The sequence below is a fragment of the Bacillus sp. BF2-3 genome (assembly GCF_008368795.1).
Taxonomy (GTDB): Bacteria; Bacillota; Bacilli; order Bacillales; family Bacillaceae_G; genus Bacillus_A; species Bacillus_A cereus.
This window is the reverse complement of the sequence record NZ_QOSA01000019.1, coordinates 41,161-67,955: the sequence shown is the minus strand read 5'-3', so window position 1 is coordinate 67,955 and position 26,795 is coordinate 41,161. Positions and strand designations below refer to the sequence as shown.

Genomic DNA, 26,795 nt, shown 5'->3' with positions numbered 1-26,795 from the left:
AAAATTATAGTTTTCTATCCGATTTTACATATCGGAATTTATGTTATTTACAAAAACGAAACCTACGAAGGGGGATTTGATGAGGAAACTGACAAAAACATTCATCGTTTCATTAACATTATGTATTGCATTTACAATTTGGGGGATTATTCCCGAATCTATTATTGGAAAAGGTAGCTTAGGAAATGTAACAACCGCAATTCAAACTGCATTAGTTAGTAAGTTCGGGTGGTTTTATATTATTTCCGTTTCTATTATTTTAGGTGTGTCTATCTTTTTAATTGTTTCGAAATACGGTTCTATTCGTTTAGGTAAAGATGATGATGAACCTGATTATAGTTATATGACATGGTTTGCTATGTTATTTAGTGCTGGTATGGGTATTGGCTTAGTTTTCTGGGGCGTTGCCGAACCATTAAACCATTTATACGCACCTCCGTTTGGGGATAGTGCAACTGAGGAAAGTGCGCGCCTTGCACTGCGTTTTTCATTTTTCCATTGGGGATTACATCCTTGGGGACTATATGCGTTTGTAGCTTTATGTATTGCTTACTTTACCTTTAGAAAAGGAAAAGCAAGTACGATTAGTGCGACAGTAGGTCCGTTATTTAAGGGCGGGGAACACGGGCGTATTGCTCATTCATTTGATGTGTTAGCTGTTTTCGCAACTGTGTTTGGTGTGGCAACGTCATTAGGTCTTGGTGCGAAACAAATTGCAGGTGGTGTTAGTTATTTAACATCTATCCCGAACTCATTAACGACTCAGTTAGTTATTATTGCAATCGTAACAGTATTATTTATGTTATCTGCGCAAACAGGTCTTGATAAAGGAATTAAATATTTAAGTAATACGAATATTATTTTTGCATTTGCACTTATGATCATTGTATTATTTGCAGGTCCAACAAACTTTATTATGAATTACTTCACTTCAACAATCGGTTCTTATATTCAGGAATTGCCAAGTATGAGTTTCCGTTTAAGTCCATTAGACGAAGGTGGGAATCAATGGATTCAGTCATGGACAATTTTCTATTGGGCATGGTGGATTGCGTGGTCACCGTTCGTAGGTACGTTTATTGCTCGTGTTTCACGAGGTCGTACGATTCGTGAGTTTGTTATCGGTGTGTTACTTGTGCCGACCGTAATTGGTGCACTTTGGTTCTCTGTGTTCGGCGGTACTGGTATTCATATGGAGCTGTTTGGTGATGCACATATCTTCGACAAAGTGAAAGAAATGGGAACAGAAGTAGGATTATTCGCTATGTTCGATCAGATGGGCAGCTTTGGATCAGCTTTATCAGTTTTAGGTATTTTACTTATTGCAACATTCTTTATTACATCGGCAGACTCTGCAACATTTGTTTTAGGAATGTTAACGACACATGGTAGTTTAAACCCACCAAATCGTATTAAAATGATTTGGGGTATCGTTCTAGCCGCGATAGCTTCTACGCTATTATATATTGGCGGATTAGAAGCCTTACAAACGGCAGCTATCATTGCGGCATTCCCGTTCGTCTTCGTTATTTTCTTTATGATGGCAGCATTATTTAAAGAGTTACAAAAAGAAGGGCGTATGAAGCGTCATTAATAATAGAAGGAAAAGAGCTGATTTCATATCAGCTCTTTTTTATTTCTCTATTTGCCTGTAAAAGTACAATTGGTGATGGCTAATGAAAGTTTCACTTTATATAGAAGGAATTTGAAATGCGGGTAGGGGAAATAAAATACTTTACCATATAAGTAGTATGCCTTTTATACGAAGAAAAAACGATAGGTTTCGACAATATTCGATACCTTACGAATTCTATTCGTATTTTTGTCAAAAATATGTCGGAAATGTGTTGTCACGTTTATATATATGTGCTATATTATTTCCTGTAAGCGATTTCAAATAGTTTTAAAGCGCATTCAAGGGGGACATCTAGAATAATGAAACGTTACGAAAGAAAGTGGAAGCATATTTGTTTGAAACGTGTGGCACATCGTAGTGTCCAAGAAAGCACGGAACCTAAGACTGAAACGCGCAAAGAACAGCAAGAGAAGCAATTGGTTCTACAAAAATAGCAATCACTTTTTCGTATATAAATGAAGGTCGATCGTTCGTTGGGGGATGGACGTGAAATTACTTTCAGCTAAGGGGTATTGTCTGATATATAATTTATACGGCAATAAATAAGCACAGAGCATACGGCGCTCTGTGCTTATTGTTATTATTTCTCTTTTTTGAATCGAACTGTCTTATCCCAGCCAATGACTTGTTTCTTGCTCTTTGCACGTAAGTATAAGATTAAGCTACGAATAAATAAGTACGTAAAGAGCTGTGCGTACGTAAAGTACATAATAACGCTAATAAAAATATTAGTCGGTGTAAAGGTTCGTTCGACACTCTGGGCACTAAATAATTGAGAAACATATGTAATATATGCGACATACCACATAAATAGTAGCGGGATGCTATATTGAATTTGGAATATCCCGAGTAGCCCAATTACAAACCAAACGTTTGAAATGATTAGGAATAGCCAAAATACAACATACACTAGAACTTGTTGTAAGGAATGGACGAGAAGTTTTCCTTTAAAGAAACTTAATGATGAGAACATTTTTTCTAAAATGTATAAATTCCCTTGGAGCCAACGTGTACGTTGTTTAATAAGAATTTTTAAATGCTCTGGTTCTTGTTCCCAAGTAACTGATTCTGGGACGATTGGTAAGAGATAACCTTTTTGTGTAATTCTTAATGTTAATTCAGCATCTTCTGCAATTGCATAAGGGTCATAGCCACCAAGCTCTTCTAGTGCGGAGCGACGAAGAAGCATATTTGTTCCTGTCAGTGAGCCTGTTTGGAATAGTAACCAGCGTCCAGATTGCATAAGGAGCTGGAAGATTTGAAATTCCAGTGAAATCATTCGCGTCAGCCAGTTGCGCTTTTCGTTTACTGTACGAACATGTCCAACAGCTCCAACAGCATCTTCAGTTGTTTCAGCGTGTTCTACAAGCATTCGCAGTGCGTGTGGTTCAGGCTGGTTATCTGCATCGTAAACACAGAAGTATTCACCATCTGAAATACTAAGGCCGTAGTTTAGTACACGTGATTTACCCTTCGGTTCACCGGGGGGAACACGAATATGGCGAATATGAGCATAAGCTTTGTCGAAATCATCGCCAATTTCAGGTGTTTCATCTTGAGAGTTATCATTTAATAAATAAATAGTTAGTTTTCCTGGATATTCAATCTGCGCCATCGCCTCTAAAGTATCTTTAATAACGACGCCTTCATTATGGGCAGGTATGAAAATATCGACACTCGGATAATGTTCTAGCGTACGATCTTTTCGTTTACTATTTCGGTGAATTAAGCCCGCAATTGTTAAGAAAGAGTAGTAAACGAGTAAGCCAGAGAATAGAAAGGCCGTAAAAATAAGAACATATTTAATTGAAAATGTGATACTGATCCAAAAAACGAGTACGCAAAACAGAAGAAATAAAAGAAGTATAACGAGAGTCATCATAACAGTGTCTGTCCTTTGTTTCCAATTTGCTCGCGTGAAATTTTTATATCTCGGATTGCTTCAGCTGCAAGCCATTGCTCCATTTTTGGCTTTAGGCGGTTCATTACAATGTCAGCACCAGCTTCATTTGTGTTTTGTAATAAAATAACTAGCGTATTATTATCATATTCAGCAGCAAGGTCAAAATCATTCCTTACCGTTTCAACTAATAAGGAAGCTACACGGTCCATAACACTTTCCTTCGTATATTTACTAAAGGGAGTGAAATCAAAGTAAATGATAACGCCTGTTTCATTACGACGATTCATTGCAGTTGTTAATAATGCTTGGCGTCTCTCGAATTCTTGTCTTGTTAGTAATTTTGATTCTCCAATATATTGTTCTAACGTTCTCACACGCTCAGTTAAAGTTTTATTTTCATGAATCACTTTTTTCAATAGGTGAGTTGTTATGTATACAATGAAGAAGTTAGCTGCCATCAGGAAGTGGGTAATCATATATTGCCATTGATCTGATGTACTCCATAAATGAAGCCATGCTTCATAAAACAAATAAAATACGGAAATAATGGTTCCTAGTATGAAGAAAATAAATGCTGTTTTGTCAGCTAAAAATAAGAATAGTACATTTACGATTACGTATATTATTGTAAAAATAAGAGCATGCTCATATTTCGTCACATGTACAGTAGTAAAATAAAATACAATTTGTAGAATCCACATAGAGAGGATTTTATAGAACTTATCTTTCACAAAACTTTCCTCCTTAAAGCTATTTCATCAATAGATACTTGTAGTATGCGCAATTATTAAGAAATTGACCATGTCGTTACATTCTTTTGAAGGGCAACAACAAGTAGTATCTCTATTTGCATTAGAAAAATAAAAAGACTTAAACATTATTGTATCATAATGTTCTTATATTTGGCATAAAGTGATTAATAGATGCATAAAAGACGCTTGGATTGCATGAAAAAAGTCTCCTCTTGTAGAAAGAGAAGACTCTATATAAGTTTATAGGAACATCATACCTGCAACTGCTGCATTTAAGAAGTTCGCTAATGTACCAGCGATAACTGCTTTAATCCCTAATTGTGCAATTTGTTTACGGCGAGTAGGAGCTAACGTTCCTGTTACACCTAATTGAATTGCGATAGAAGAGAAGTTTGCGAATCCACAGATTGCAAATGTTAAAATTAGATTTGTTTTGTCAGAGAACTCTGCCATGTGTGGTCCTAAGTTTGCGTATGCAACGAATTCGTTGATTGCAAGTTTTTGACCGATAAAGCTTGCTGCTTGTACAGCTTCACCAGGAGAAACCCCGATTAAGATTGCAAATGGTGATAATAAGTAACCGAAGATTAAATCAAGGCTAAGTTTAATATCGAACAGAGAACCAACCCATCCTAATAATCCATTTAATAAAGCGATTAATGCGATGAAAGCCATTAACATTGCTGCTACGTTAATAACAAGTTGCATACCTTCAGATGCACCGCGTGCAGCTGCATCGATAACGTTTGCGTCTTCACGTTCTGTAGAAAGTTCAACGTTATTATCTACTTTTTCTGTCTCTGGCATAATGAGTTTCGCAATTAATAAGCTTGATGGAGCTGCCATTATTGCAGCTGCTAATAAGTGCTCTAACGGAATACCCATTGCTGCATAGCCGACAAGAACAGATCCAGCAACAGCTGTCATACCGCTTACCATAATAGTGAAGAATTCACTATTTGTTAAGCGTGCTAAGTAAGGTTTAATTAAGATTGGAGCTTCAGTTTGTCCTAAAAATACAGTCGTTACTGAGTTTAAGCTTTCTGCTTTAGAAGTTCCAAGAAGTTTACTTAATGCACCACCAACAACGCTAACAAATTTCTGCATAATACCAAAATGATATAAGATTGCTACTAATGAACTAATAAATACGATTGGAAGTAGTGCTTGAATAAAGAATACAAATCCCCAAGGTCCTTTTGCGTTGACTAAATCCCCAGCAACGAACTTAATTCCCTCGTAAGAAAAATTAATTAATCCTTGAACACCGTCAGCAGCGTGTTTTAAACCTGCTTTACCAGCATCCCATCGTAATACGATAAATGAAAATGACATTTGTAATGCTAGCGCGATTAAAATTGTGCGCCAATTAATAGCTTTGCGGTTGGAAGATAGTAAGAATGCAATTGCTAATACTCCAATCACGCCGCCAATTCCCCATAAAAGATTCATGCAGTGTATGCTCCTTCCTCATAGTAAAAACAGTGTATAAACCAGTTGTCTATACGTTTACGAATATAACATCTTAAGTAACTTATCATAATGGACATCGGAGGTCAAACGTCTAATGAAAAGTTTAAATAAAAAGAAAATTCTTCAAAAAAACACATATGAAATAAATAGACATGAAATAGGTTATGTTTTTTATGGGAATATATACATTATGATAACGTTATGCATTGTTTTTGCAGAATAAAGTGTATGAAATGGAAGAATGGATACATTATTTTTGTAGAGAGAAGGTAGGAGAAAGGGAGTAATATGTTGAACTCATAGCAAAAAAGCCTTCTAGTAAACTAGAAGGCTTTGAAACTATTAATTAAGGTGCTTTCGTGTATCCTAAGAAGTGGCTCTTCCAATAAGAGTTACTTAATGAAGCGATTGCTACACCTTTATCTCCAGCTTGGATAAATGATCCGCCCCCAAGGTAGATACCCATGTGAGAAGGACCAGATTTATAAGTGTTTTGGAAATAAATTAAGTCACCAGGTTGTGGACTTGAAGTTTTTGGTAGGCTACTCCAATATCCTGCAACACTTTGGCGGCTAATGTTATGACCAAATTTCTTAAATACGTGGTAGATGTAACCACTGCAGTCAACACCGTTAGCAGAAGTTCCGCCCCAAACGTATGGTACACCTTGCATTGATTTTGCGTATGCAAGTACGGAAGAACTGTCGCCGCTATTATTACCTGTATTATTATTGTTGTTGTTGTTGTTGTTGTTATTGTTTTGATTGTTATTTTGGTTATTGTTAGGCTTATTATCTACTGCGCCTCCAACTGGTGTTTTAGATAGGTAACGTGTTCCGATATAACCAGTTTGACCGTTGTAGTTAATTTTGCTCCATCCAGAGTTTTCAGAGATTACTTGAACCTTCTGACCTTGTGGAAGTGCGCCTATGATTCTATAATTTGTACCTTCGCCGCTACGTACATTTAGTGCAGAAGCATTAATGTAGTAGTCACCAATCGCACCTTGGTTAGGTTTTTCAGGTTGTTTTGGTTGCTCAGGAGTAGTAGTGCCACCTTTAACGAATTTTACAAATTCGCTGCTAACAAAGCCTGTTTTTCCTTGGTAATTTACTTTAAACCAACCGTTTTCAGATCCAACTACGTTTAATGTTGTACCGTTTAAAACGCCACCAATTACACTATGGTAAGCGGCAGGGCCTGTACGAACACGTAAAGATGTAGCGTTAACTACGTAAGAACCGCCAGTTTGAATAGTTCCATTATTGTTTTGCTCTTGTTTGTTGCCTTCTGTAACGTTTTCGTTAGAACCGCCTTTTGTTACGTAGTCTTTGCTTATATAAGCAGTTTGTCCTGCGTAATTGATTTTGAACCAATCTTGAACTTCGCCGACAACTTGTACTACTTGTCCTTTTTTGACAGAACCTACAGTTGTGTGAGAAGTGCTAGGACCTGTACGAACGCGAAGGGAAGATACATTTACTGTATAGTTTCCGCTTGCTGGTTTTACTTCTTGGTTGTTATTATTCGTATTGTTGTTTGAAGAACCCCCATTAGAAGAAACGCCAGATACGAATTCGCCACTTACATAACCTACTTGTCCATTATGGTTAATTTTCACCCAACCATTTTCTTGTCCAATTACGTTTAATGTTTGTCCTGCATATACACGTCCAGAAACAGAACTAGAAGTGTTAGGAGCTGTACGTACACGTAATACATCAGCGGTAACTTTATTGTTTCCACCTGTGCTTACATTGTTGTTTGCTGCTCCACTTTTTGATACAAATTCGCCACTAACAAAGCCTGTTTTTCCGTTAATGTTAATTTTGAACCAACCATTTTCTTCGCCAATCACGTTTAGTGATTGACCGTTATAAACGCGTGAGATGATGTCGTGAGAAGTGCTTGATCCCGCACGAACATGTAAGACGCTCGCGTTTACCGTATAAGATGAGTTGTTTGACGCAGAAGCTTGGACAGTTGTAGCAGCTTTTTGTGTATTTTGTTCAGGTGCAGCTTGAACACTATCAAGTGTAGGTGCTGCTCCTCCTGCTACAGACACTGCCGCAAGACCGGCAAGATACTTTTTCATAATTTGTCGATTCCTTTCTGTCTGTAATGTAGTGAAGAAATATTTACCAACTGTTAAAAATTCTAAAGAGCATGTCGATTACTGTCAAGGCTTATGTGGGAATCTGAATATGACAAAAAGATTACAAGAAAAAATCAAGGTATAAATTTACACCTTGATTTCCATTTAAATGCATATATTGAATATAAAAGGACAGAAATTATTCGTGTTTAAGAAGATGACATATTGGATTGTAACAAGATTTTATTAAAAGATTTTTGCAGTTTTTTGGTGATAGGTCCAACTTGCCCATCTTGAATCGCGGTTCCATCAAGGTGGGTCATTGGTAAAATTTCAATTGTTGTGCCTGTAAAAAAGCATTCATCTGCTTGATAAACGTCACGAACGCTGAAAAGTTCTTCCTGTACAGGAATGTGAAGAGTATTCGCTAAAGAAAGGACATATTGACGAATAATGCCATTTAAAATAAGGTGATTGGCTGGATGTGTGTAAAGAGTTCCATTTTTAATTAAAAAGAAGTTGGAATGGCTTCCTTCCGTTACAATACCATTCCTTACGAGAAGTGCCTCTTTACAGCCTTTCCGTTCAGCTTTCGTAGCAGCTAGTACGTTTGGTAATAAATTTAATGATTTAATGTCACAGCGTAGCCATCGAGTATCGGGTTCTGATATAGCGCGTATACCATATTCAATCCATAAGGCTGGTCTTTCTTTTTTTGTAATATAGGCATAAATTGTCGGAGGGGTGTCATATGAAAATACATGTGTGCGAGCTTGTACACCACGAGATACTTGCAAATAAATTGTGCCATCTTCGTGGAAATGGTTTCGTTCAATTAATTTGTAAAGTAAAGTGATGAGCTCAGCTTTTGAGAAAGGGAGCGATAATTCTACTTCTTCCATGGATCGATATAATCTCGTTATGTGCGGATCTAATAAGTGAAAGTTCCCTTTATATAGGCGAATAACCTCGTAGACACCATCTCCGAACTGCGAACCTCTCTCTTCAAGTTCTATGTACGTTTGTTGTTTTGTTGTATCAATAACTTCATCATTCCAAAGTACAAATTTTTCGTATGCCAATTTCCGTCCCATCCTTTCGTAAGTACGTAAGTAATGTGAAACTTTCATTCATGCGAGATAAAAATCACTATAGTAATTTTTATGTAAGCAATTCTCTACATATGACCGTATATGTATTTGTAAATCATAGAGAAGTAAGGATGTTTTACCCCGCATTAACGGGCAGTAAAACTCCTACTTAAAAATTCGGGTGGAGCAAAGAAGTGAATTGGGCGAATAACTGCCCGTAGCTGCCCGATTGGTGAGGGCTGATTAAAGTTTCACTTTACAGCATTTTGTATATACAAATTCGAAAATAAGAATGAGAATCCTGCTTTTAAATAAAAAAAAGCAACATTCTTATGGAATGCTGCACAAGGAGGGTAGCTATCTTTCATAGGGACATTGTCTCGTTGAATGTTTTGTGTATGGAAACAAAACATGTTGAAAGACAATTATAAGAAAGTAGAAACAAAAGATTTACACACTTCTTTAAGGGATCTTACGAAAGATGAGAGATAAGAAATATGTAGAACCTCGTTTACATATTTTATTATAGAGATTCTTCATTAACACTATGTGAATATTTGGTAAAGGTTATGTAATTTTAAAGTTAATGAATATAAGTAGTTGTATGGAAGAAAATAAAAAAGAGGCTGAGATTACTCAGCACTCTTCTTTTCTTCTTTAATAACTGTTTTTACTTCACCAGTTTTGATCTTATTACTTTCAGAGAAGCGAAGTAAGTCACCTTCAATGATTTTATCAGACATGTTCAATTCATTTTGGGCGCGATCAATTAGTGGTTGAGATTCTTCTTTCGGTAATTGTACAACTTCGCCAGTAGCACGGTCATAGAATGTACTGTTTGTGTACATGTATTTATCTGTAACGAAGCTACCGTCACGAAGAACAACGAATCCTTTATTATCAGGTGAGAATACATCATGACCGAATCGAACGTCATTTGTAGAATCTACACCAAGTAAGTTTAGAATAGTTGGTTTAATGTCAATTTCACCAGTTGGTTTCGAAATTGTTTTACCTTCTTTTTGACCTGGAACGTGAATAAACATCGGTGTTTTTTGTAAGTTCATATGGTCAAATGCAGTGATTTCTTCTTTTCCTAAGAACTGTGCCATTGCACGGTTATGGTTTTCAGAAATACCGTAGTGGTCACCGTAGAATACGATTACTGAGTTGTCGTAAATACCTTCTGCTTTTAGACGCTCAATAAAGTGTTTCATTGCTTCGTCTAAGTAACGAGCAGTTACCATGTAACGGTCAAATACTCCATCACCAGAATTGTATTCGTCGATTAATTTTGTACTGTCATCGTAAGTGAATGGGTAATGATTCGTTAAAGTAAGGAAGCGAGTATAGAATGGTTGCTTCACTTGTTTTAACATATCAATAGATTGATCGAAGTACTCGATATCTTTTAATCCCCAGTTTAATTTTGTTTCTGGTGTAATCTTGTAGTCAAGTTCGTTGTAGTAACGATCATAACCAAGTGCTGGATACATAATGTTACGGTTCCAGAATGTTGCGTTGTTTGCGTGGAATACCGACGTGTGATACCCTTGCTGACGTAAAATTTCTGGAGTTGCTGTATATTCATTGTTACCGTGTGTGAAGAATACAGCACCGCGGTCTAGTGGATATAACGAAGTATCTACTAGGAATTCAGCATCAGATGTTTTACCTTGACCAGTTTGATGGAAGAAGTTATCAAAGTAATAACTTTCTTTCGTAAATTGGTTTAAGAATGGTGTAACTTCTTGTCCGTTAACTGTTGCACCAATTAAGAATGTTTGTAATGACTCAAGAGAGACAACAATTACGTTTTTCCCTTTTGCAGTACCGAACATATTTGGATCTGGTTTACTTTGTGTTGTTTTTACGTAGTTTTCTGTTTCTTGTAATTTACTACCGTCAGCGAACGCTTTTTGTGAACTTGATTTTGCTTGTAAGCCAAGATCGTATACTTGGTGTACATATAATCCTAAGTTTTTAACAAGCATAACGCGGTCGAATGAACGTGTTAATAGTTCTGGGCGTTCAGCTTCTGCAAGTCCTAAGTTTGCGAAGAAAATAGCAACTGTTGATACGAAGTATAGAGAACGCATCGGGCGTGCTACACGCTCTGTAGGTGCAAAGTTCTTCATTTTCTTTAATAGAACGAAGAAAACGATAATGTCTGCAAATGCAAGGATAATTTTGTAGTTAAATAATTCTTTCACACTAGAACCTAAACTTCCGAAGTTAGATGTTTGTCCTAGCACCGGTAATGTAACGAAGTCATTGTAGAATCCGTAGAACATTACGTTACCAACAAGAACGATTGTTAAGACAAAATTAATTCCAAGTGCTATATAGTTACGTTTTTTCCCTTTTGCAAATAATGCAAGACCAACAAGCAGTAATGATGCTGCTAATGGGCTAAGGAATAAAATGAATTCTTGCATGAAAGATTCAAGTTTTAAGTCAAAGCTTGTGCGTGTAATAAGGTAAGTTTTTAGCCATAAGGCTAAAGCTACGAATACAGTGAAACGCACATTTTGAAATTGTGATTTCAAGGTTTCTTTCATTCATTTCCACCCTTTCTCTATCAGGCTTGGTCGATTTTGGAGCGAAAAATGCTAAAATAAAAAATACATAGTTTTCTTGGCCATAATTAAAGGTTCTATATTCACCCATATACGACTATAACTATGCATACCCTTTTGGTTTCTTTTGTTGCTCATAAGCATAACGTCATTTCTGTATTATACAACAAAATTCATTTCTGAGAAACACTATAACATTTTACATTTTTTGTATAAGATTTGTCACTACCAGAGAAAACTTTAACATTCGTTTATATGTCCGTCAACTAGAAAATATAACAAAGGTAGAGCAGAATGTTAAGTAGAAGTGAAAATTTTCTTTGTTGAGAAATAAGAAACGAAGATGGGTAAGGGTTATCTAGAAATCTATTATATGAAGGAAATCGTGTAAAAATTAACGAACACTTGTTCTTTTTTAGTTTGTTTGTTACAATAAAAGTTCATTGATAGGTTTTGTGTAATTTCCATGAACTTTTACTGATAACATATTGTAGCTTATTTCTTTTTAAAAATAGGGAGGCTTTTTACATGAAACAAAAATTTTCAGTTGAAGCGTTTTGGAAGAAAGTAAAACATGTTGCAAAGCAAGCTGGGCAGTCGGTCATTTATGCAAGTTTATTACTGTTTTACGTTTTGCAAAGACCCGATGTTCCAAAACGAGTGAAAATTATTGTAATTGGAGCACTTGCTTATTTTATTGCACCGATTGATGCGATTCCAGATTTCATTGCTGGAATTGGCTATACGGATGATTTAGGGGCGTTAACGGCCGCACTAATACAGGTGTCGTTATACGTCAATGAAGATGTGAAAGATAAGGCACGAGTGAAGTTGGCAGAATGGTTTGGTTCGGATATAGACACAACATTTATCGATCAGAAATTAGGTCAATAGGTGAAACCTGTCATAAGGTGACAGGACGAACGTAAGCGAGGAAGTGCATTATGCCATCAGGAAGAACGCATACGAAAATAAACTTAATATCCCTTCCGGTTGTTTTGTTTTTTCTCTTTTCGTATGGATTAACAAATTTTGATTTTTTATTAACTTTTGCAATTGGTTTTTTAGTAGGTACTTCATTTTTAACACCAGATTTAGATACGTACAGTAATGCTTATAACAAATGGGGTTTCTTACGTATATTTTGGTATCCTTATAAAAAAGTAATGCCGCATCGATCTTTCTTTACGCATACGATTATACTTGGTGATGTGATTCGTATTGCGTACATGTTAATCGTCTTTTCTCCATTTTTATTTCTATTAAATGTAATCGCACTGGATGGTAATTTAATAGAAATTGCGAAGAAACATGAGGTTGAAATTGTAACGTTCTTAATGGGAATTGTTGTGGCAAGTACGCTTCACATTATAGCGGATAAAGTGAATACGCGCCGAAAGAAAATGATGAGAAAAAAGAAGAAACGCAGAAGATAAAGTGAACGAATTAGGAAAAGGACCCTTGCAAATTGCAAGGGTCCTTTTTTAAACAAACGTTTGTTTAAAATTAAGCTTTCAGCACTTTAATTCCTTTTACAATGTTCCAGATGAAGTAGTATAAGCTGATGATTCCGCAAATAGCTAAGACAATCATTGATCCAATTCCAAGTGTTACATCTGCTTGGTCAGATCCCATGCCCATAATTCCTAAAATGGCTACGCCGATAAATGTAGCAATACTTGGAATGATGTGTGTCTATAGAGCACGTTTTGCATGTGGCTTTGTTTCAGCGTCCCCCACAATCCAAACGATAATTGGGAATAAGATAGGGGCAAATAGTACACTAAAGTACGATAAAGCAGCTAATATTTTGTTTCCATTCATATATATCACCTCATAAATAATGTCCGTTGTTATACTATTATTATGCAATAAATTTTGCAAGCTTTCTATCGATGAACATTACAGGAACATGACGATTTTGTAAGATTTTTTCGTTAAATGATAAAATTTTCAAAAAAATCTTTTTTAATGGAAATTGTTATGGTACAGTATAAATGAAAGTTGTTGAAAACGTTTTCTTAAACGTTTTTTTATTTTAGACTTAAAGGTATGATGACCTGATAGTCTATTGATGAGGTTATTCTATTTAAAAGGGGATTCTTTAGGGGGAGAGAACAATGAACACATGGACACAAGTTTATGATCCATTCGGAAACATTTGGATTTCGGCAGCGGTAGCACTTATTCCGATTATCTTTTTTTTCTTAGCTTTAGCAGTTTTCCGCATGAAAGGGTATGTGGCAGGATTTATTACAGTTGTACTTACAGTTTTAGTAGCGTTATTCGCTTATAAAATGCCGTTCACGATGGCAATGGCAGCGACCGGATATGGTTTCTTATACGGATTATGGCCAATTGCTTGGATTATCATTATGTCGGTATTTTTATATAAAATTTCTGTGAAAACAGGTCAATTCGATGTGATTCGTGCATCGGTATTATCGATTACGAGCGATCATCGTCTACTCGTTATTTTAATTGGATTTTCATTTGGAGCATTTTTAGAAGGAGCGGCAGGATTTGGGGCACCAGTAGCGATTACAGCAGCACTTCTTGCGGGGCTTGGGTTAAATCCTTTATACGCAGCAGGTCTTTGTTTGATTGCAAATACTGCACCAGTGGCGTTCGGAGCGATGGGAATTCCGATTACAGTTGCTGGACAAGTAACAGGTATTGATCCACATAAAATTGGACAAATGGCTGGGCATCAATTACCGTTCCTATCATTATTTGTGCCATTCTTTATCGTATTTTTAATGGATGGATTTAAGGGGATACGACAAACGTGGCCTGCGTTATTTGTAGCGGGTAGTTCATTTGCGATTACGCAGTTCATTACAGCGACATTTTTAGGACCAGAACTTCCGGATATTACATCGGCACTTGTAAGTTTAATTAGTTTAGCGCTGTTCTTAAAAGTTTGGCAGCCGAAAGAAATTTATCAATCTGGGCAAGCAAATAGTGAAGTAGCAGCAACAACGACAGCGGCATCGATGCCGAAATTAACGTTTGGAAAAGTAGTGAAGGCATGGTCCCCATTTATCGTATTAACGGTTATGGTAGTCATTTGGAGCCAAAGTTTCTTTAAGGCATTATTCACTCCAGGAGGGGCTTTAGAAAGTCTTGTATTTAAGTTTGAAATTCCAGGTCTGCATAATCTAGTAATGAAAGCAGAGCCAATTGTAAATAAACCAACGCCTTACGAGGCAATTCTGAAGTTTGATGTATTATCGGCAACCGGAACAGCGATTTTAATTGCTTGTATCATTTCCATGTTTATTTTGAAAATGAATGTAAAAGATGCAGTAGTGACATTTAAAGAAACGTTAAGCGAATTAAAAATGCCAATTCTATCTATCGGATTCGTACTAGGGTTTGCATTTATCGCAAACTATTCTGGTCTATCTTCCACGTTAGCGTTAGCATTAGCTGGAACTGGCGGACTATTCCCGTTCTTCTCACCATTCTTAGGCTGGATTGGCGTATTCCTAACAGGGTCTGATACGTCTGCGAATGCACTGTTCTCAAATTTACAAGCCATTACAGCGCAGCAAGTCGGCGTATCTGAAGTGCTTCTCGTTGCAGCAAATACAACAGGCGGTGTAACAGGTAAAATGATTTCCCCGCAGTCGATTGCGATCGCTTGTGCAGCGGTTGGTCTTGCTGGAAAAGAATCGGATTTGTTCCGTTTTACAGTGAAGCATAGTTTGTTCTTCGTAATTATTGTTGGTATTATGACTTATGTGCAGGCGTATTATTTAACTTGGATGATTCCGTAAAGAGCAAAAGAAATAAGCTTTGAATTTTTCAGATTATGGTGTATGATGGGAAAGTATTGAAAATTAAATCAGTGATAAACTAGGGGTGCCTAACGTATGCGTAGGCTGAGAGAGAAGCGCGTGAACTTCTTAACCCTTTGGACCTGATCTGGCTCGTACCAGCGTAGGGAAGTTAACGGCTTTACATAATGATGTCTTTTATGAGCCAGGTCCTTATTTTTTTATGGACCTGGCTCTTTTTATTTTGGCATACGCTGGCCATATCTCGTCCTTGTCACGTACAGGGGGGCAACAAAAATTATGAAACAATCTGTTTCAGCTGAGCAAATTGAATTGAAATCGAGTTTACCAGGGAGTAAGAAAGTATATGTGGATGGGCCACGAGAAGGCATGAAAGTACCGATGCGTGAGATTGAACAAAGCGAAACGAATGGCGTTCCAAATCCGCCAATTCGTGTGTATGATACGAGCGGCCCTTATACGGATCCTGAGTATAAAGTGGAGTTAGAAAAGGGGATTCCAACGCCGCGCCACTCTTGGATTATGGGGCGTGGTGATGTAGAAGCATACGAAGGGCGTGAAGTGAAACCAGAGGATGACGGTGTGAAAGTGGCTTCGAAACATACACCTGTTTTCCCGCAAATGGATCGCCAGCCACTTAGAGCAAAGCAAGGTGCAAACGTTACGCAAATGCACTATGCACGTAATGGCATTATTACTTCTGAGATGGAATATGTTGCGATTCGTGAAGGGGTAGAGCCGGAGTTTGTTCGTAAGGAAATCGCAGAAGGCCGCGCTATTTTACCAGCGAATATTAATCATCCAGAAGCTGAACCGATGATCATCGGGCGTAATTTCCATGTGAAGGTAAACGCGAATATCGGAAACTCAGCTGTATCTTCTTCGATTGCAGAAGAAGTAGAGAAGATGACGTGGGCTACGCGCTGGGGTGCAGATACGATTATGGATTTATCTACAGGTAAAAATATTCATACGACGCGTGAGTGGATTATTCGTAACGCGCCTGTACCAGTTGGAACTGTACCGATTTATCAAGCGCTGGAAAAAGTAAACGGAATTGCAGAAGATTTAACGTGGGAAGTATATCGTGATACGTTAATTGAGCAAGCGGAGCAAGGCGTTGATTACTTTACGATTCACGCTGGTGTATTGCTTCGTTACATTCCAATTACTGCAAAGCGTACGACAGGTATCGTTTCGCGTGGTGGTTCGATTATGGCGCAGTGGTGTTTATTCCATCATAAAGAAAACTTCCTATATACTCATTTTGAAGAGATTTGTGAAATTATGAAGCAGTACGATGTTTCGTTCTCTCTTGGAGATGGATTACGTCCAGGATCGATTGCAGATGCAAATGACGAAGCACAATTCTCTGAGCTTGAAACACTTGGTGAATTAACGAAAATTGCTTGGAAACATGATGTGCAAGTTATGATCGAAGGACCTGGACACGTACCGATGCACTTAATTAAAGAGAATATGGAGAAAGAGCTTGATATTTGTCAGGGCGCGCCGTTTTATACACTTGGGCCACTAACGACAGATATTGCACCAGGTTATGACCATATTACATCGGCAATTGGAGCTGCGATGATTGGCTGGTTTGGAACAGCGATGCTTTGTTATGTAACGCCGAAAGAACATTTAGGTTTGCCAAACAAAGATGATGTACGCACGGGTGTTATTACGTATAAAATTGCAGCGCATGCGGCTGATCTTGCGAAAGGACATAAAACGGCTCATCAGCGTGATGATGCACTTTCAAAAGCACGTTTCGAATTCCGTTGGCGCGATCAATTTAATTTATCTTTAGATCCTGAACGTGCGATGGAATATCACGATGAAACGTTGCCTGCAGAAGGGGCAAAGACAGCTCACTTCTGTTCAATGTGTGGACCGAAGTTTTGTAGTATGAGAATTTCGCATGATATTCGTGAGTATGCAAAAGAAAATGATTTAGAAACGACAGAAGCAATTGAAAAAGGAATGAAAGAGAAAGCAGAAGAATTTAAAGAAGCTGGTAGTCATTTATATCAATAATATGTTACACCTCTTTACTTGATTGATCACACTGTAGTACCTAACTTTATTATAGAAGAAGCCCCATTTGCTAAGACGGTAGTAAATGGGGCTTCTATTGTTTATAAGGCGAAGAAGAGATGTACCCAATAGAATAAGAGGAATAATGTGACGACTGTTGTAAGTGGGATAACGATAAGGGATACACTTAAATAGTCTTTCCATTTTACTTTAATTTTGTTTTGTTTCAGGATATACATCCAAATGAGGGAAGCTAGCGTACCGATTGGTAGTAATAGTGAACCGATGTCACTACCAATGATATTTGCGAGATAGATAGTTTTTAATGTGACTGGATCTAACCCCATTTCTGTTAACGTAATGGTACCAATCATAAGTGCAGGGTGATTATTGAAGACATTGGAGAGGAGAGAAACGAGTCCACCCATTGCAAAGCTAGCATAAAGTAAATGTTGACTTACAACTGGTTCAAGCCATTGAACAAGCGCTGCTGTTAATCCTGCGTTGTGGAGTCCGTAAATAATGACGTACATAGAGAAGGCGAAAATTAAAATGTGCCACGGTGTCTTTTTCAAAATGTCGACAGGGTTTGTTCGTAAGTAGTACCATCTCCAAATGAGAAGAACAAGTGAACCAAGTACTGCAACGATTTCAATTGGGATGGATAAGAAGGATGCAACGAATAGAAGACAGCGCATCAGGAAGACGAAACCTAATACTTTTAACATGAATCTTGTCCGTTTTTGTTTCGTATCAACAGAATTATTTCCTTTTAGTGGATGGAAGTTTTTCGTGAAGAAAATTTCTTCAATATCATATGAAGAAACAGGTAATTTTTTCGGAAGTTTTTTCTTCAAAACTGTATACATGAGCCATGACATAAATAATAAGCCTAATGTTGCAGGTACAAACATCATAGCAGTATGCATATAAAGAGTCATATTAACGATATTTAATGCAATTAAGTTTACGATATTACTTACACCAATTGGTGCACTAGATGCAGTAGCGATTAAAGCGCCACTTAATAAATAAGGAATTTGTTGATGTGGTTTTAATTGAAGGTTTTTTAGAAGAAGAATTAAAATGGGAGTTGTAATTAAAATACTACCGTCGTTATTAAATAAAAGAGTCATAAGAAAACATAATAATTGAATATACCAGTATAGACGGCGTCCAGAACCCTTCGCTAGATTTGCCAGTTTCGCTGCGGACCAATGGAAGAAGCCGAAGCTTTCTAATATAACTGCCATGACGATGGTCGCTAATATTGTTATGGAGGCCCCTCCTATTTTACTAACAATATCTATGACGTCTGGTTTTGACACAAGTCCAGTAATTAGGATAATGCCAGCACCAATTGCTGCTGGCCACGCCTCATTTAAACCGCGAGGCCGCCAAAAGATAACAATCATCGTTAAGAAGAATACAATAATAGTAATCCATATTTCAATGCTCATATTTTGCCTACCTTTCTATTTTCCCTTGAACAGATGTAGCTTGTCTCAAGTTTATATTGGTAGTATATTCAGCAAAAAATAAGAAGAACTAGACGTATAACGAGATGAACCGAATATGTGTTTTTCAAGCTAAAGGACAAGTGTCACTCGTAGTGAAATAACTATTGTGATAGGAGTCTATAAATTATTGGGGCAGTAAAATAGTAAATGAAATTTATATGGGCAATTATGGAGATATATTGACGCAACTTAAAATATATCAGCGATTATTGAAATATATCGGCGCAACTTAAAATATATCAGCGATTATGGAGGTATATCGGCGCAACTTAAAATATATCAGCGATTATTGAAATATATCGGCGCAACTTAAAATATATCAGCGATTATGGAGATATATCGGCGCAACTCAAAATATATCAGCGATTTTTAAAATATATCGACTTATCGACAAAACATGACAAAAGGAGTCTATTCCAAAATGCCTTTTGGGACAGACTCCAAGACTATATTATTTTTCCTTCAAAAAAGTACGATCCTTCAAGAATAAATTCCAGAAGAAAATAAATCCTGGTAATAAAATTGCAATCCCAATTGCGTATAGAATGAGCAGTGCATAGAACGTTTCTGTCGTTGTGAAGCTTGTAAATACAGTTACGTCAGGATAAATAATATACGGTAAATGCGCGACGCCGTAAGCGTAGCTTGCAAATGCATATTGAGCGACGACAGCTAAAACGGCAATGCGAGGGTATCCTAGTGTATTGTATTTTTTGTTTGTCCACCAAAGGGACGAGTATCCGATAACGAATAAAACAATAGAAACTGTAAACCACGGGAATTGCTTTATTAATCCTTGCATAAGCCAATGTGTTTCTGGGTCCATTACAACGAGGGCGATGATTGCTGTAACGAGCGTTGCAGGACCAAGAATGATAGCATTTCTTCTATAAATTCTATACGTATCTTCTGAACTTTGTTCTCTCGCAAAATCAGCAAGAAAGAGAGAGGAGAGAAATAGTTCAGACGTTAGTCCGAAAAGCATATAACAGTAGATAACCGGGCTAGAAAGAAGTTTTCCATACAGAAGTACTTCTTTTCCTTCAGACATTGTAATATAGGCTCCCTCTGTAACGGGTAAAACGGTAATTAATAGTGCTGGAATTAAGAGACCAGTAATACCTGAAATAACCCGAAGAAGGTACTGATATTTTGGCAAGGAGTAAGCAAATACCATAAACGTACTACGTACTGCAACGAGCACTAAAATTAACATAACTGGTACGAACATTACTGTCGCAAGAGTAAAGGCCGCTTTCGGAAAGAAGCCGAGAAATGCGACAACGACGAAGACGAGAAACGTATTTGTTACCTCCCAAGTTGGTGATAAGTACCGATTCGCAAGTTTAGCAGCGAGCGTCGGATGTTTTGCGTATACCATGCCCCAAAAACCAGCTCCAAAATCGATGGACCCTAGTATACTGTATACGAAAATAAGGGCCCATAAGATGATGATTGCAATACTTTCCTCATGCATGAGAATCGCCTCCTTGGTGTTGTAAATCATTCTTTAATGGATGTCTTCTAAAGAATGTCCGTAGAACAATGACTGTTAAAATAGCGAGTCCAATATATAAAATGATGAACAAAACAAATAAAGGACCGACGAAATCGGCGCGTGTAGATGCATCGACGGTACGTTGCATACCATAAATTGTCCATGGTTGACGACCGCTACAACTGAAAATCCATCCGAATTCAATACCGAGCATCATAATTGGTCCGCATGCGGCAGCCCCCCAAAGTAGCCACTTCGGTAGTTCTGTTCCCTTTTTTCGGTAAACGAAGTACCAATATAAGAGCGCAATTGCTGCAACTGCAAAGGTAAACGCAGCGGTGCCGACCATTAAGTTGAATAGTGTATGTGTATAAAATGGTGGCCATGTTTCTTGGGGAAATTCCTTTAGACCTTTTACGACAGTGCTAGGGTCTAATCCCACTAATAAGCTAAGCATGTTGGGAATTTCAAGTGCATAGTTTAGTTCAAGTGTATTGGGATCCACAACTCCGCCAATGGATAGCGGTGCGTGTGATGTCGTTTCAAATAAAGCTTCAGCAGATGCAAGTTTTTCAGGTGAGTGTTTATGTAAGGCGATCGCTGATTCATGTCCTGAAAGCCACATCGTAGCGCCTGTAATAAATGTAACGACAAGCCCTAATAGTAGCCCTTTTTTATGATAAGCAATTTCACGTGTACTTAAATTTTTCTTCAATAATTTAAATCCAGCGATAGAAGCAATGACAGCCGCACCAGTTGCATAAGCCGTAATAACAACATGGAATGCACTTGTGCCAAAACTTGGATTAAAGAAAGCTTTCCACGGATCAACGTTAAAAACAGATCCATCTGGATTCATTGAAAAGCCTGCTGGTGTATTCATCCATGTATTTGCTGATGTAATGAGCACGGCGGATGCCGTGGCACCAAGCATGACGAAAAATAGCGAGATTAATCTCATAAATGGAGGAAGTTTATCAGCTGCATATACGTAAATCGACATGAATAAAGCCTCCAAAAAGAAGGCGAAAATCTCAATTTGGAAGGGAACAGAAATAACTTGCCCAACAATTTTGGCGAAACCAGGCCAAAGAAGTGAGATTTGCACACCAACAATTGTTCCAGTTGGAATTGCTACACCGAGAAGAATAGCAAACGCCTTTGTCCATCTTTTCGCCATAATGGCATAGTCGGAGTCTTTCTTCCAGTGATAGAGTATTTCGCTTATAAAAATCATCAATGAAAGACCGACACCAAGTGTTGCAAAGATAATGTGGAATGCTAATGAAGAACCAAAAAATGCTCTTGCTAATGTTACCGTATCCATATGTAAACTCCTCTTCTTTTTTGCCATTATTTTCTGATTGAATTGGAAGATTTATTCAAAAAAACTACCAAAAATATATATGTATTTAAAAAGTGAATATGATAATATAATGTTGTAATATTTTGAATAGAAAGAAATAAATAGTTGGTCATGTTTTGTTTGTTTTTTGCTCAGGAATCTTTTATAATCTTTTATGCGAACATAAGTTCTGTTTTTCGGAATCAAGAAGTTTATGTGAAATGGAGAGGGTGTTTTATGTATCCTGAAGTCATTAAAAAGATGGCATTTTCAAAAGAGCATAGAGATTTATTATTGAAGCTATATAATAAAGAAATTACACGTCGTGAATATGATCGACTTGTACAATCGCTATATAAACCTTCTAAAGAGGTTTGCGGGGGATAGAAATGCGGGAGACAATCTAATAGATTGTCTTTTTTAAATTTATGTATGTTCTGATAAAATTAAGGTTAGCCTTACTAGGGAGGTGAAAAGATTGCGGAAACGTTTATATATAGGGATTGGAGTTATCTTCTTAATCGCTTTAGGTGGAATTGTATTTTGGTCAGCTTTACAAGGAAACCGTACAGAAAATTTTATTTTAAGACATATGGTGAATGACAATGGAACACTTGCCACGTATCGTTTAGTAGATACTAAGGCAGGTACGGGTGAAGCTAAGGGACGCGAAGCTTTATCAGAATCGGCGGGATTATGGTTACAGTATACACTTGATAAAGATGATCAGGCGTTATTTGATGAGCAAGTAAAGGTTATTCAAGATAATTTCATATATAAGAATCATATCGTTTTATGGAAACTCTCTGAAAAGGGAGAGAGGCAGTCAGCTACAAATGCACTTATAGATGATCTTCGTATTATAGAACAATTATATCGTGCTTATGAAATGTATAAGGAAGAGCGTTATAAAAACCTTGCCGATCAATTAAGTGATGCTGTACTTCGTTATAATAAAAAAGATAATTATTATGTTGATTATTATGATGCAGATGCAGGAAAACAAAATAATTTTGTAACAACATCATACATAAATCCGCGTGCATTCTCCTATATGAAGAAGTACGGCAAAGTTTCTGCTCAGCAATATCAGGAAGTCGTTCAATTTTTAGCTGATTATCCAAGGCATGGCTGGGCATTCCCAAAAGAGTATAAAGAAGATGGTACATTTACGTACGATAAAGAAGTGAATCTTATTGACCAATCATACGTTGCATATCATCGAAGTTTAGGTGGTCTTTCATCAGCCGCTTATTTGGAATTTATAAAGAAGAAGTTCCAGGAGGATGGAAAGCTATACGGTCGTTACAATTTAGAAACGGGAAAACAAACTGTGAATTATGAATCGCCGGCCGCGTACGGACTAACGATTTTGTACGTACTACAAACAGGTGATACAAAGTTTGCGAAGGAATTGTATGATCATATGGCCACATTCCGAAATGACAATGTATTTAGTAGATATTACGGTGGATATGTAACAGGTGAAAATAATAATACGCATATTTTTGATAACGTATTGCCGCTTTTAGCTGAAATGGAATTAAAAAAGAGTGAACAATAAAAGGTGCCACCATATGAGGTTGGCACCTTTTATTTGTTCATATAATTTTATGTCCTAATATTAGAGAAGTAGTCAATCACGAATTCACGGAATTGCTGAGCTGTTTTTGATAAGTAGCGTTTTTTTGACCAACTTAATCCGATGGTTCGCTGACAAGTGGGTTCAATAATACGCAACTTGCTTGATGCTAAAGTAGAGTTTTTTAATAAAGTTAAACTTGGAACAAAAGCGATGCCGAGACCTTGCTTAATGAGGTCGCTAATTACGGTCGGTTCATCGACTTCAAAAGCAATATGCGGAGTGAAACCAGCTTCTTTACAAAATTCATCTGTTAAGTGCCGAAATCCATAGCCAGTGTTCATACTAATGAACGGTTCGTCCTTTACTTCATGGAGGTGGATATTTTCTCGGCCTGATAAACGATGGCCTGAAGGGACGACTAAGAAAATTTCTTCTGTAATAAGTGGTTCCCAAACAATTTCTTCTCCTTCAATTGGCACAGAGGAGATACAAAAGTCAATTTCTATATTATCTAGTTGTCGTTTCATAGAAGGAGTGGATGCCAGAAATTGTTGGAACCGAACGTTAGGATGTTCTAGTAAAAAAGAGCCAAGTAGTTCTGGCAATATTCTCGGAATAGAAACGGCTAGTGTAATAGAGCTTTGTTGTAATTCGGCTAAATCTTTAATTTCTCGTTCCCCTTCGCTTAATTCATGAAAAATACGCTCTACTCGTTTCAAAAATACTTTTCCGAAAGAATTTAAAGTAATCTGTCGACCTTGGCGATCAAATAAAGGGACGCCTAAATCCTTTTCGAGTCTAGCGATTGTTTTGCTGAGTGAAGGTTGTGCGATATGCAATTCTTCAGCTGCCTTTGTCATATGTTCTAGTCGTGCCACTGTCTGAAAGTATTTTAACTGGAGCAGTTCCATTTCGAGTCTCCTTTCTATAGACCAAAAAGAATGAATTAATAATTAAAGATGTATTATACAGTATGGAAAGTGACGTGTATAGTAAATCTGTTAAACCATTCTAATGGTGTTAAATTCGGAGAAGGAGTATGTTTCATGAAGGGAATTCAACTTGTATTTAAAGATTGGAAAGCGATGTGGCACCATAAACATGGACGTATCGCTTTAATTTTTTTATTAATCGTTCCGTTAATTTATTCAGGATTCTTTTTAGCCGGATATTGGGATCCGTACGGAAAATTAGATAAATTACCTGTTGCGGTTGTGAATTTAGATAAAGGTGCTGCGATGGATGAGAAAACAATTCATGCAGGAGACGATTTTGTAAAAAATTTAAAGGAGAATAAAGAACTGGCTTTTCATTTCGTATCAGAAAAAAATGCTGATGAAGGGCTAAAAGAAGATAAGTACTATATGGTTGTTACGATTCCAGCTGATTTCTCTAAAAAGGTAAGTACACTTATGGATGAGAAACCAGAACCAGCACAATTGCAGTACAAAGTAAATCCGGGTAAAAACTTTGTAGCAGCGCAAATTGGAACGACAGCTGTTGAAAATATGAAAACAAAAATTTCAAATAGTATTACGAAATCTTATACAGAAGGTGTGTTTTCAAAGTTTCAAGACTTAGCACAAGGGTTGAGTGATGCAAGTAATGGTGCTGGGAAGTTACATGAAGGAACGACAGATGCAAGAAATGGGGCAAATCAGCTTGCAGATGGTATTCATCGTTTAAGTGACGGGACATCAAAAGTGAAAGAGGGAAGTGAAAAACTTGCTTCTAGCAAATCAGCCTTAACTGACGGAGCGAATGAGCTAAGTCAAGGAGCAACTTCACTTCATAGCGGTATGGAGTTATTAGCACAAGGTGAAAAAACGTTACAATCAGGGGTTAGTGAATTAAGTGCTGGTACAAATGAATGGGTGAGCGGAAGTGAGAAGCTTGCTGAAGGCCAAGTAAAAGCGGATGGTGCAGCTAATAGTATAAAACAACAATTAGAAGAGTACGTGAAAAATCATCCAGAAGTGCAGCAAGATCCCGCTTTTCAAAAAATTGTTGCTACGTCTGATGGACTAGCTAAAGCAACAAATACTTTAAATAATAGCCAACAACAATTGACACAAGGTGCGAAGAAGATTGCTGACGGTCAACATAAGATTGAAGAAGGCATGAATACATTCGGAGTTAAGTTAAATGAAGCTACTGCTGGAACGAAAAAGGTAGCAGATGGTGCATCGAATTTGGCTGATGGATTTACGAAGTGGGGAAATGGGTTTACATCATTGCAAGAAGGTGTAAATCAGCTTGCGAGTGGTGGAACGGAGCTGAATAACGGTGCTGGTAAATTAACAAATGGACTTGTTAAACTTGATGATGGTGCGAAAGAACTTTCTACGAAATTGGGAGAGGGCGCAGAGAAGATAGCGGATGTTCGTAATGATGATGCACGTAATACGATGTTCTCAGAGCCAGTTCAGTTAGTGAAGTCAACAGTTTCTGACGTGCCTAACTACGGTTCAGGCATTGCGCCATATTTCTTATCACTTGCATTTTATGTTGGCGGAATTATGGCATCGAATATTTTACCTCTTGGCCGCAGACAAAATATGAAGGTAAGCGGAACGGTACATTTTATTAATAAACTAGGATTGGTATATTTAATTGGACTTATTCAAGCGCTACTCGTAGATGTAGTTGTGCTAGGTGTTATGAAATTAGAAGTCGCAAGTGTGCCACTCTTTGTTTTATCAAGTATTGTTATTTCCTTTACGTTCATGACATTTATTCTTATGTTAGTAACAGTATTTGGTCTTGTTGGAAAGTTCTTAGCGGTAACCCTTCTTGTCCTGCAATTAGCGACGAGCGGAGGTACTTTCCCAGGAGAATTAAACATAGCTGTTCTTAGCAAAATTGGACAGTTTCTCCCAATGTCTCATTCTCTTAGAGGATTACAAGATGTTATCTCTTTAGGAGATTGGTCGCAATTACAAATGCAAATTTTAATATTGTTATGTTATCTCGTTGTTGCCGGTGGAATTGCTTGGATCACGAGTCATATACAGCATAGAGAAACGAATGTAGAACAAGTTTCTTAAGATGAAATAAGCTATCCGATTTTTTCGGATAGCTTATTTTTTATTTACGTTCCATTACTGCAAAGTAATTATTTTCATTATCAGCAAAGTTGAATGCTCTACCAGTAGGTAAATCTACAACCTGTCCAACTGTGACATTTTTCTCAGAAAGATCTTTATATAGACGGTCTAAGTCATCTGAGAAGAACATAAGTGAAGGTGTATTTAGGTTTAGTTCAGGTTGCATCTTCGCGATTAACGCTTTATCGTGAAGGACGATGCTTGTTCCTGCTTCTTTCGCCGGTGCAATTTCAATCCAGCGGAATCCGTTTCCGTTATTTTCTTCCGCAATGATTTGGAACCCTACTTTTTCTGTCCAAAATTGTACTGTTTCGTCTTGGTTATTTACATATAGCATAATTTGTCCAACTTGATTAATCATAGGTGTC

General features: G+C 37.3%; 19 protein-coding genes, 1 pseudogene and 1 riboswitch. Of the genes and pseudogenes, 8 read left to right on the top strand and 12 right to left on the bottom strand.

All coding sequences use genetic code 11. The annotated features are described in order from the left end of the window. The first annotated feature begins 79 nt into the window (after positions 1-79). A complete protein-coding gene (gene opuD, locus DN401_RS15175; RefSeq protein WP_001229103.1) occupies positions 80-1,594 on the top strand; it encodes a glycine betaine transporter OpuD in 1,515 nt (504 codons plus the stop codon). Positions 1,595-2,216: 622 nt separating this feature from the next. Here opuD and DN401_RS15170 read toward each other — a convergent pair. The 6 genes from DN401_RS15170 to DN401_RS15145 form a co-directional block, all read right to left on the bottom strand. Beyond that, entirely contained in the window at positions 2,217-3,518 is a 1,302-nt protein-coding gene (locus DN401_RS15170) for a glycosyltransferase family 2 protein (protein ID WP_086404150.1), read from the bottom strand. Further along, positions 3,515-4,270, bottom strand: coding sequence for a nucleotidyl cyclase domain-containing protein (locus DN401_RS15165; RefSeq protein ID WP_149287829.1), 756 nt, complete (start codon positions 4,268-4,270; stop codon positions 3,515-3,517). The genes DN401_RS15170 and DN401_RS15165 overlap by 4 nt, the downstream gene beginning before the upstream one ends. A gap of 261 nt (positions 4,271-4,531) precedes the next feature. After that, positions 4,532-5,743 (bottom strand): NupC/NupG family nucleoside CNT transporter, encoded by a 1,212-nt coding sequence (locus tag DN401_RS15160; protein ID WP_001051019.1) that lies wholly within the window; start codon positions 5,741-5,743, stop codon positions 4,532-4,534. Positions 5,744-6,110: 367 nt separating this feature from the next. Then, positions 6,111-7,859 carry a C40 family peptidase gene (locus DN401_RS15155; RefSeq protein ID WP_149287828.1) on the bottom strand — a complete coding sequence of 583 codons (1,749 nt, stop codon included), beginning with the start codon at positions 7,857-7,859 and terminating at the stop codon, positions 6,111-6,113. Positions 7,860-8,068: 209 nt separating this feature from the next. Next, complete coding sequence (locus DN401_RS15150; protein WP_078186980.1) at positions 8,069-8,953, bottom strand: D-amino-acid transaminase; 885 nt, start codon at positions 8,951-8,953, stop codon at positions 8,069-8,071. A 629-nt stretch (positions 8,954-9,582) separates the two neighbouring features. Continuing rightward, a complete protein-coding gene (locus DN401_RS15145) occupies positions 9,583-11,511 on the bottom strand; it encodes an LTA synthase family protein (protein WP_000665358.1) in 1,929 nt (642 codons plus the stop codon). 546 nt (positions 11,512-12,057) lie between these two features. Here DN401_RS15145 and DN401_RS15135 point away from each other — a divergent pair. Together DN401_RS15135 and DN401_RS15130 are read left to right on the top strand one after the other, a co-directional pair. Beyond that, positions 12,058-12,423, top strand: coding sequence for a YkvA family protein (locus DN401_RS15135; protein ID WP_000810369.1), 366 nt, complete (start codon positions 12,058-12,060; stop codon positions 12,421-12,423). A 50-nt stretch (positions 12,424-12,473) separates the two neighbouring features. Further along, positions 12,474-12,965, top strand: coding sequence for a metal-binding protein (locus DN401_RS15130; protein ID WP_001139056.1), 492 nt, complete (start codon positions 12,474-12,476; stop codon positions 12,963-12,965). A gap of 70 nt (positions 12,966-13,035) precedes the next feature. On the opposite strand, the pseudogene DN401_RS15125 reads toward DN401_RS15130, so the two are convergent. Beyond that, positions 13,036-13,353 (bottom strand): annotated as a pseudogene (locus tag DN401_RS15125) (magnetosome magnetite crystal formation protein family). Positions 13,354-13,649: 296 nt separating this feature from the next. On the opposite strand from DN401_RS15125, the gene lldP reads away from it, so the two are divergent. Together lldP and thiC are read left to right on the top strand one after the other, a co-directional pair. Then, a complete protein-coding gene (gene lldP / locus DN401_RS15120) occupies positions 13,650-15,311 on the top strand; it encodes an L-lactate permease (protein ID WP_071740933.1) in 1,662 nt (553 codons plus the stop codon). A gap of 71 nt (positions 15,312-15,382) precedes the next feature. Beyond that, positions 15,383-15,498, top strand: a riboswitch (TPP riboswitch). Positions 15,499-15,611: 113 nt separating this feature from the next. Further along, entirely contained in the window at positions 15,612-17,372 is a 1,761-nt protein-coding gene (gene thiC, locus DN401_RS15115) for a phosphomethylpyrimidine synthase ThiC (protein WP_000814485.1), read from the top strand. A 101-nt stretch (positions 17,373-17,473) separates the two neighbouring features. Here the strand turns inward: thiC and DN401_RS15110 are convergent, their stop codons facing one another. The 3 genes from DN401_RS15110 to cydA all read right to left on the bottom strand — a co-directional run bounded on the left by DN401_RS15110 (position 17,474) and on the right by cydA (position 21,717). Then, positions 17,474-18,832 (bottom strand): arsenic transporter, encoded by a 1,359-nt coding sequence (locus DN401_RS15110; RefSeq protein WP_149287827.1) that lies wholly within the window; start codon positions 18,830-18,832, stop codon positions 17,474-17,476. A gap of 511 nt (positions 18,833-19,343) precedes the next feature. Then, complete coding sequence (locus DN401_RS15105) at positions 19,344-20,369, bottom strand: cytochrome d ubiquinol oxidase subunit II (RefSeq protein ID WP_000544187.1); 1,026 nt, start codon at positions 20,367-20,369, stop codon at positions 19,344-19,346. Then, a complete protein-coding gene (cydA, locus tag DN401_RS15100; RefSeq protein ID WP_000381978.1) occupies positions 20,362-21,717 on the bottom strand; it encodes a cytochrome ubiquinol oxidase subunit I in 1,356 nt (451 codons plus the stop codon). Before cydA ends, DN401_RS15105 begins: the two co-directional genes overlap by 8 nt. 255 nt (positions 21,718-21,972) lie before the next feature. On the opposite strand from cydA, the gene DN401_RS29840 reads away from it, so the two are divergent. Further along, positions 21,973-22,122, top strand: a complete 150-nt coding sequence (locus DN401_RS29840) for a hypothetical protein (RefSeq protein ID WP_000283180.1) — start codon at positions 21,973-21,975, stop codon at positions 22,120-22,122. A gap of 91 nt (positions 22,123-22,213) precedes the next feature. After that, positions 22,214-23,299 (top strand): hypothetical protein, encoded by a 1,086-nt coding sequence (locus DN401_RS15095; RefSeq protein ID WP_001231662.1) that lies wholly within the window; start codon positions 22,214-22,216, stop codon positions 23,297-23,299. A gap of 47 nt (positions 23,300-23,346) precedes the next feature. Here the strand turns inward: DN401_RS15095 and DN401_RS15090 are convergent, their stop codons facing one another. Beyond that, entirely contained in the window at positions 23,347-24,231 is an 885-nt protein-coding gene (locus tag DN401_RS15090) for a LysR family transcriptional regulator (RefSeq protein WP_000421926.1), read from the bottom strand. A gap of 135 nt (positions 24,232-24,366) precedes the next feature. On the opposite strand from DN401_RS15090, the gene DN401_RS15085 reads away from it, so the two are divergent. Continuing rightward, positions 24,367-26,367: a YhgE/Pip domain-containing protein gene (locus DN401_RS15085; protein WP_000676365.1), complete on the top strand. Its 2,001-nt coding sequence runs from the start codon at positions 24,367-24,369 to the stop codon at positions 26,365-26,367. 40 nt (positions 26,368-26,407) lie between these two features. Here the strand turns inward: DN401_RS15085 and DN401_RS15080 are convergent, their stop codons facing one another. After that, a complete protein-coding gene (locus tag DN401_RS15080) occupies positions 26,408-26,788 on the bottom strand; it encodes a VOC family protein (protein ID WP_000610160.1) in 381 nt (126 codons plus the stop codon). Between the last annotated feature and the right edge of the window lie 7 nt (positions 26,789-26,795).

Coding starts and splice junctions, on each gene's coding strand:
- DN401_RS15130 (WP_001139056.1), top strand. CDS start 12,474: ATGCCATCAGGAAGAACGCATACGAAAATAAACTTAATATCCCTTCCG.
- DN401_RS15170 (WP_086404150.1), bottom strand. CDS start 3,518: ATGATGACTCTCGTTATACTTCTTTTATTTCTTCTGTTTTGCGTACTC.
- DN401_RS15135 (WP_000810369.1), top strand. CDS start 12,058: ATGAAACAAAAATTTTCAGTTGAAGCGTTTTGGAAGAAAGTAAAACAT.
- DN401_RS29840 (WP_000283180.1), top strand. CDS start 21,973: ATGTATCCTGAAGTCATTAAAAAGATGGCATTTTCAAAAGAGCATAGA.
- opuD (WP_001229103.1), top strand. CDS start 80: ATGAGGAAACTGACAAAAACATTCATCGTTTCATTAACATTATGTATT.
- DN401_RS15160 (WP_001051019.1), bottom strand. CDS start 5,743: ATGAATCTTTTATGGGGAATTGGCGGCGTGATTGGAGTATTAGCAATT.
- DN401_RS15085 (WP_000676365.1), top strand. CDS start 24,367: ATGAAGGGAATTCAACTTGTATTTAAAGATTGGAAAGCGATGTGGCAC.
- DN401_RS15110 (WP_149287827.1), bottom strand. CDS start 18,832: ATGAGCATTGAAATATGGATTACTATTATTGTATTCTTCTTAACGATG.
- DN401_RS15155 (WP_149287828.1), bottom strand. CDS start 7,859: ATGAAAAAGTATCTTGCCGGTCTTGCGGCAGTGTCTGTAGCAGGAGGA.
- DN401_RS15090 (WP_000421926.1), bottom strand. CDS start 24,231: ATGGAACTGCTCCAGTTAAAATACTTTCAGACAGTGGCACGACTAGAA.
- lldP (WP_071740933.1), top strand. CDS start 13,650: ATGAACACATGGACACAAGTTTATGATCCATTCGGAAACATTTGGATT.
- DN401_RS15080 (WP_000610160.1), bottom strand. CDS start 26,788: ATGATTAATCAAGTTGGACAAATTATGCTATATGTAAATAACCAAGAC.
- DN401_RS15150 (WP_078186980.1), bottom strand. CDS start 8,953: ATGGGACGGAAATTGGCATACGAAAAATTTGTACTTTGGAATGATGAA.
- DN401_RS15105 (WP_000544187.1), bottom strand. CDS start 20,369: ATGCATGAGGAAAGTATTGCAATCATCATCTTATGGGCCCTTATTTTC.
- DN401_RS15145 (WP_000665358.1), bottom strand. CDS start 11,511: ATGAAAGAAACCTTGAAATCACAATTTCAAAATGTGCGTTTCACTGTA.
- thiC (WP_000814485.1), top strand. CDS start 15,612: ATGAAACAATCTGTTTCAGCTGAGCAAATTGAATTGAAATCGAGTTTA.
- cydA (WP_000381978.1), bottom strand. CDS start 21,717: ATGGATACGGTAACATTAGCAAGAGCATTTTTTGGTTCTTCATTAGCA.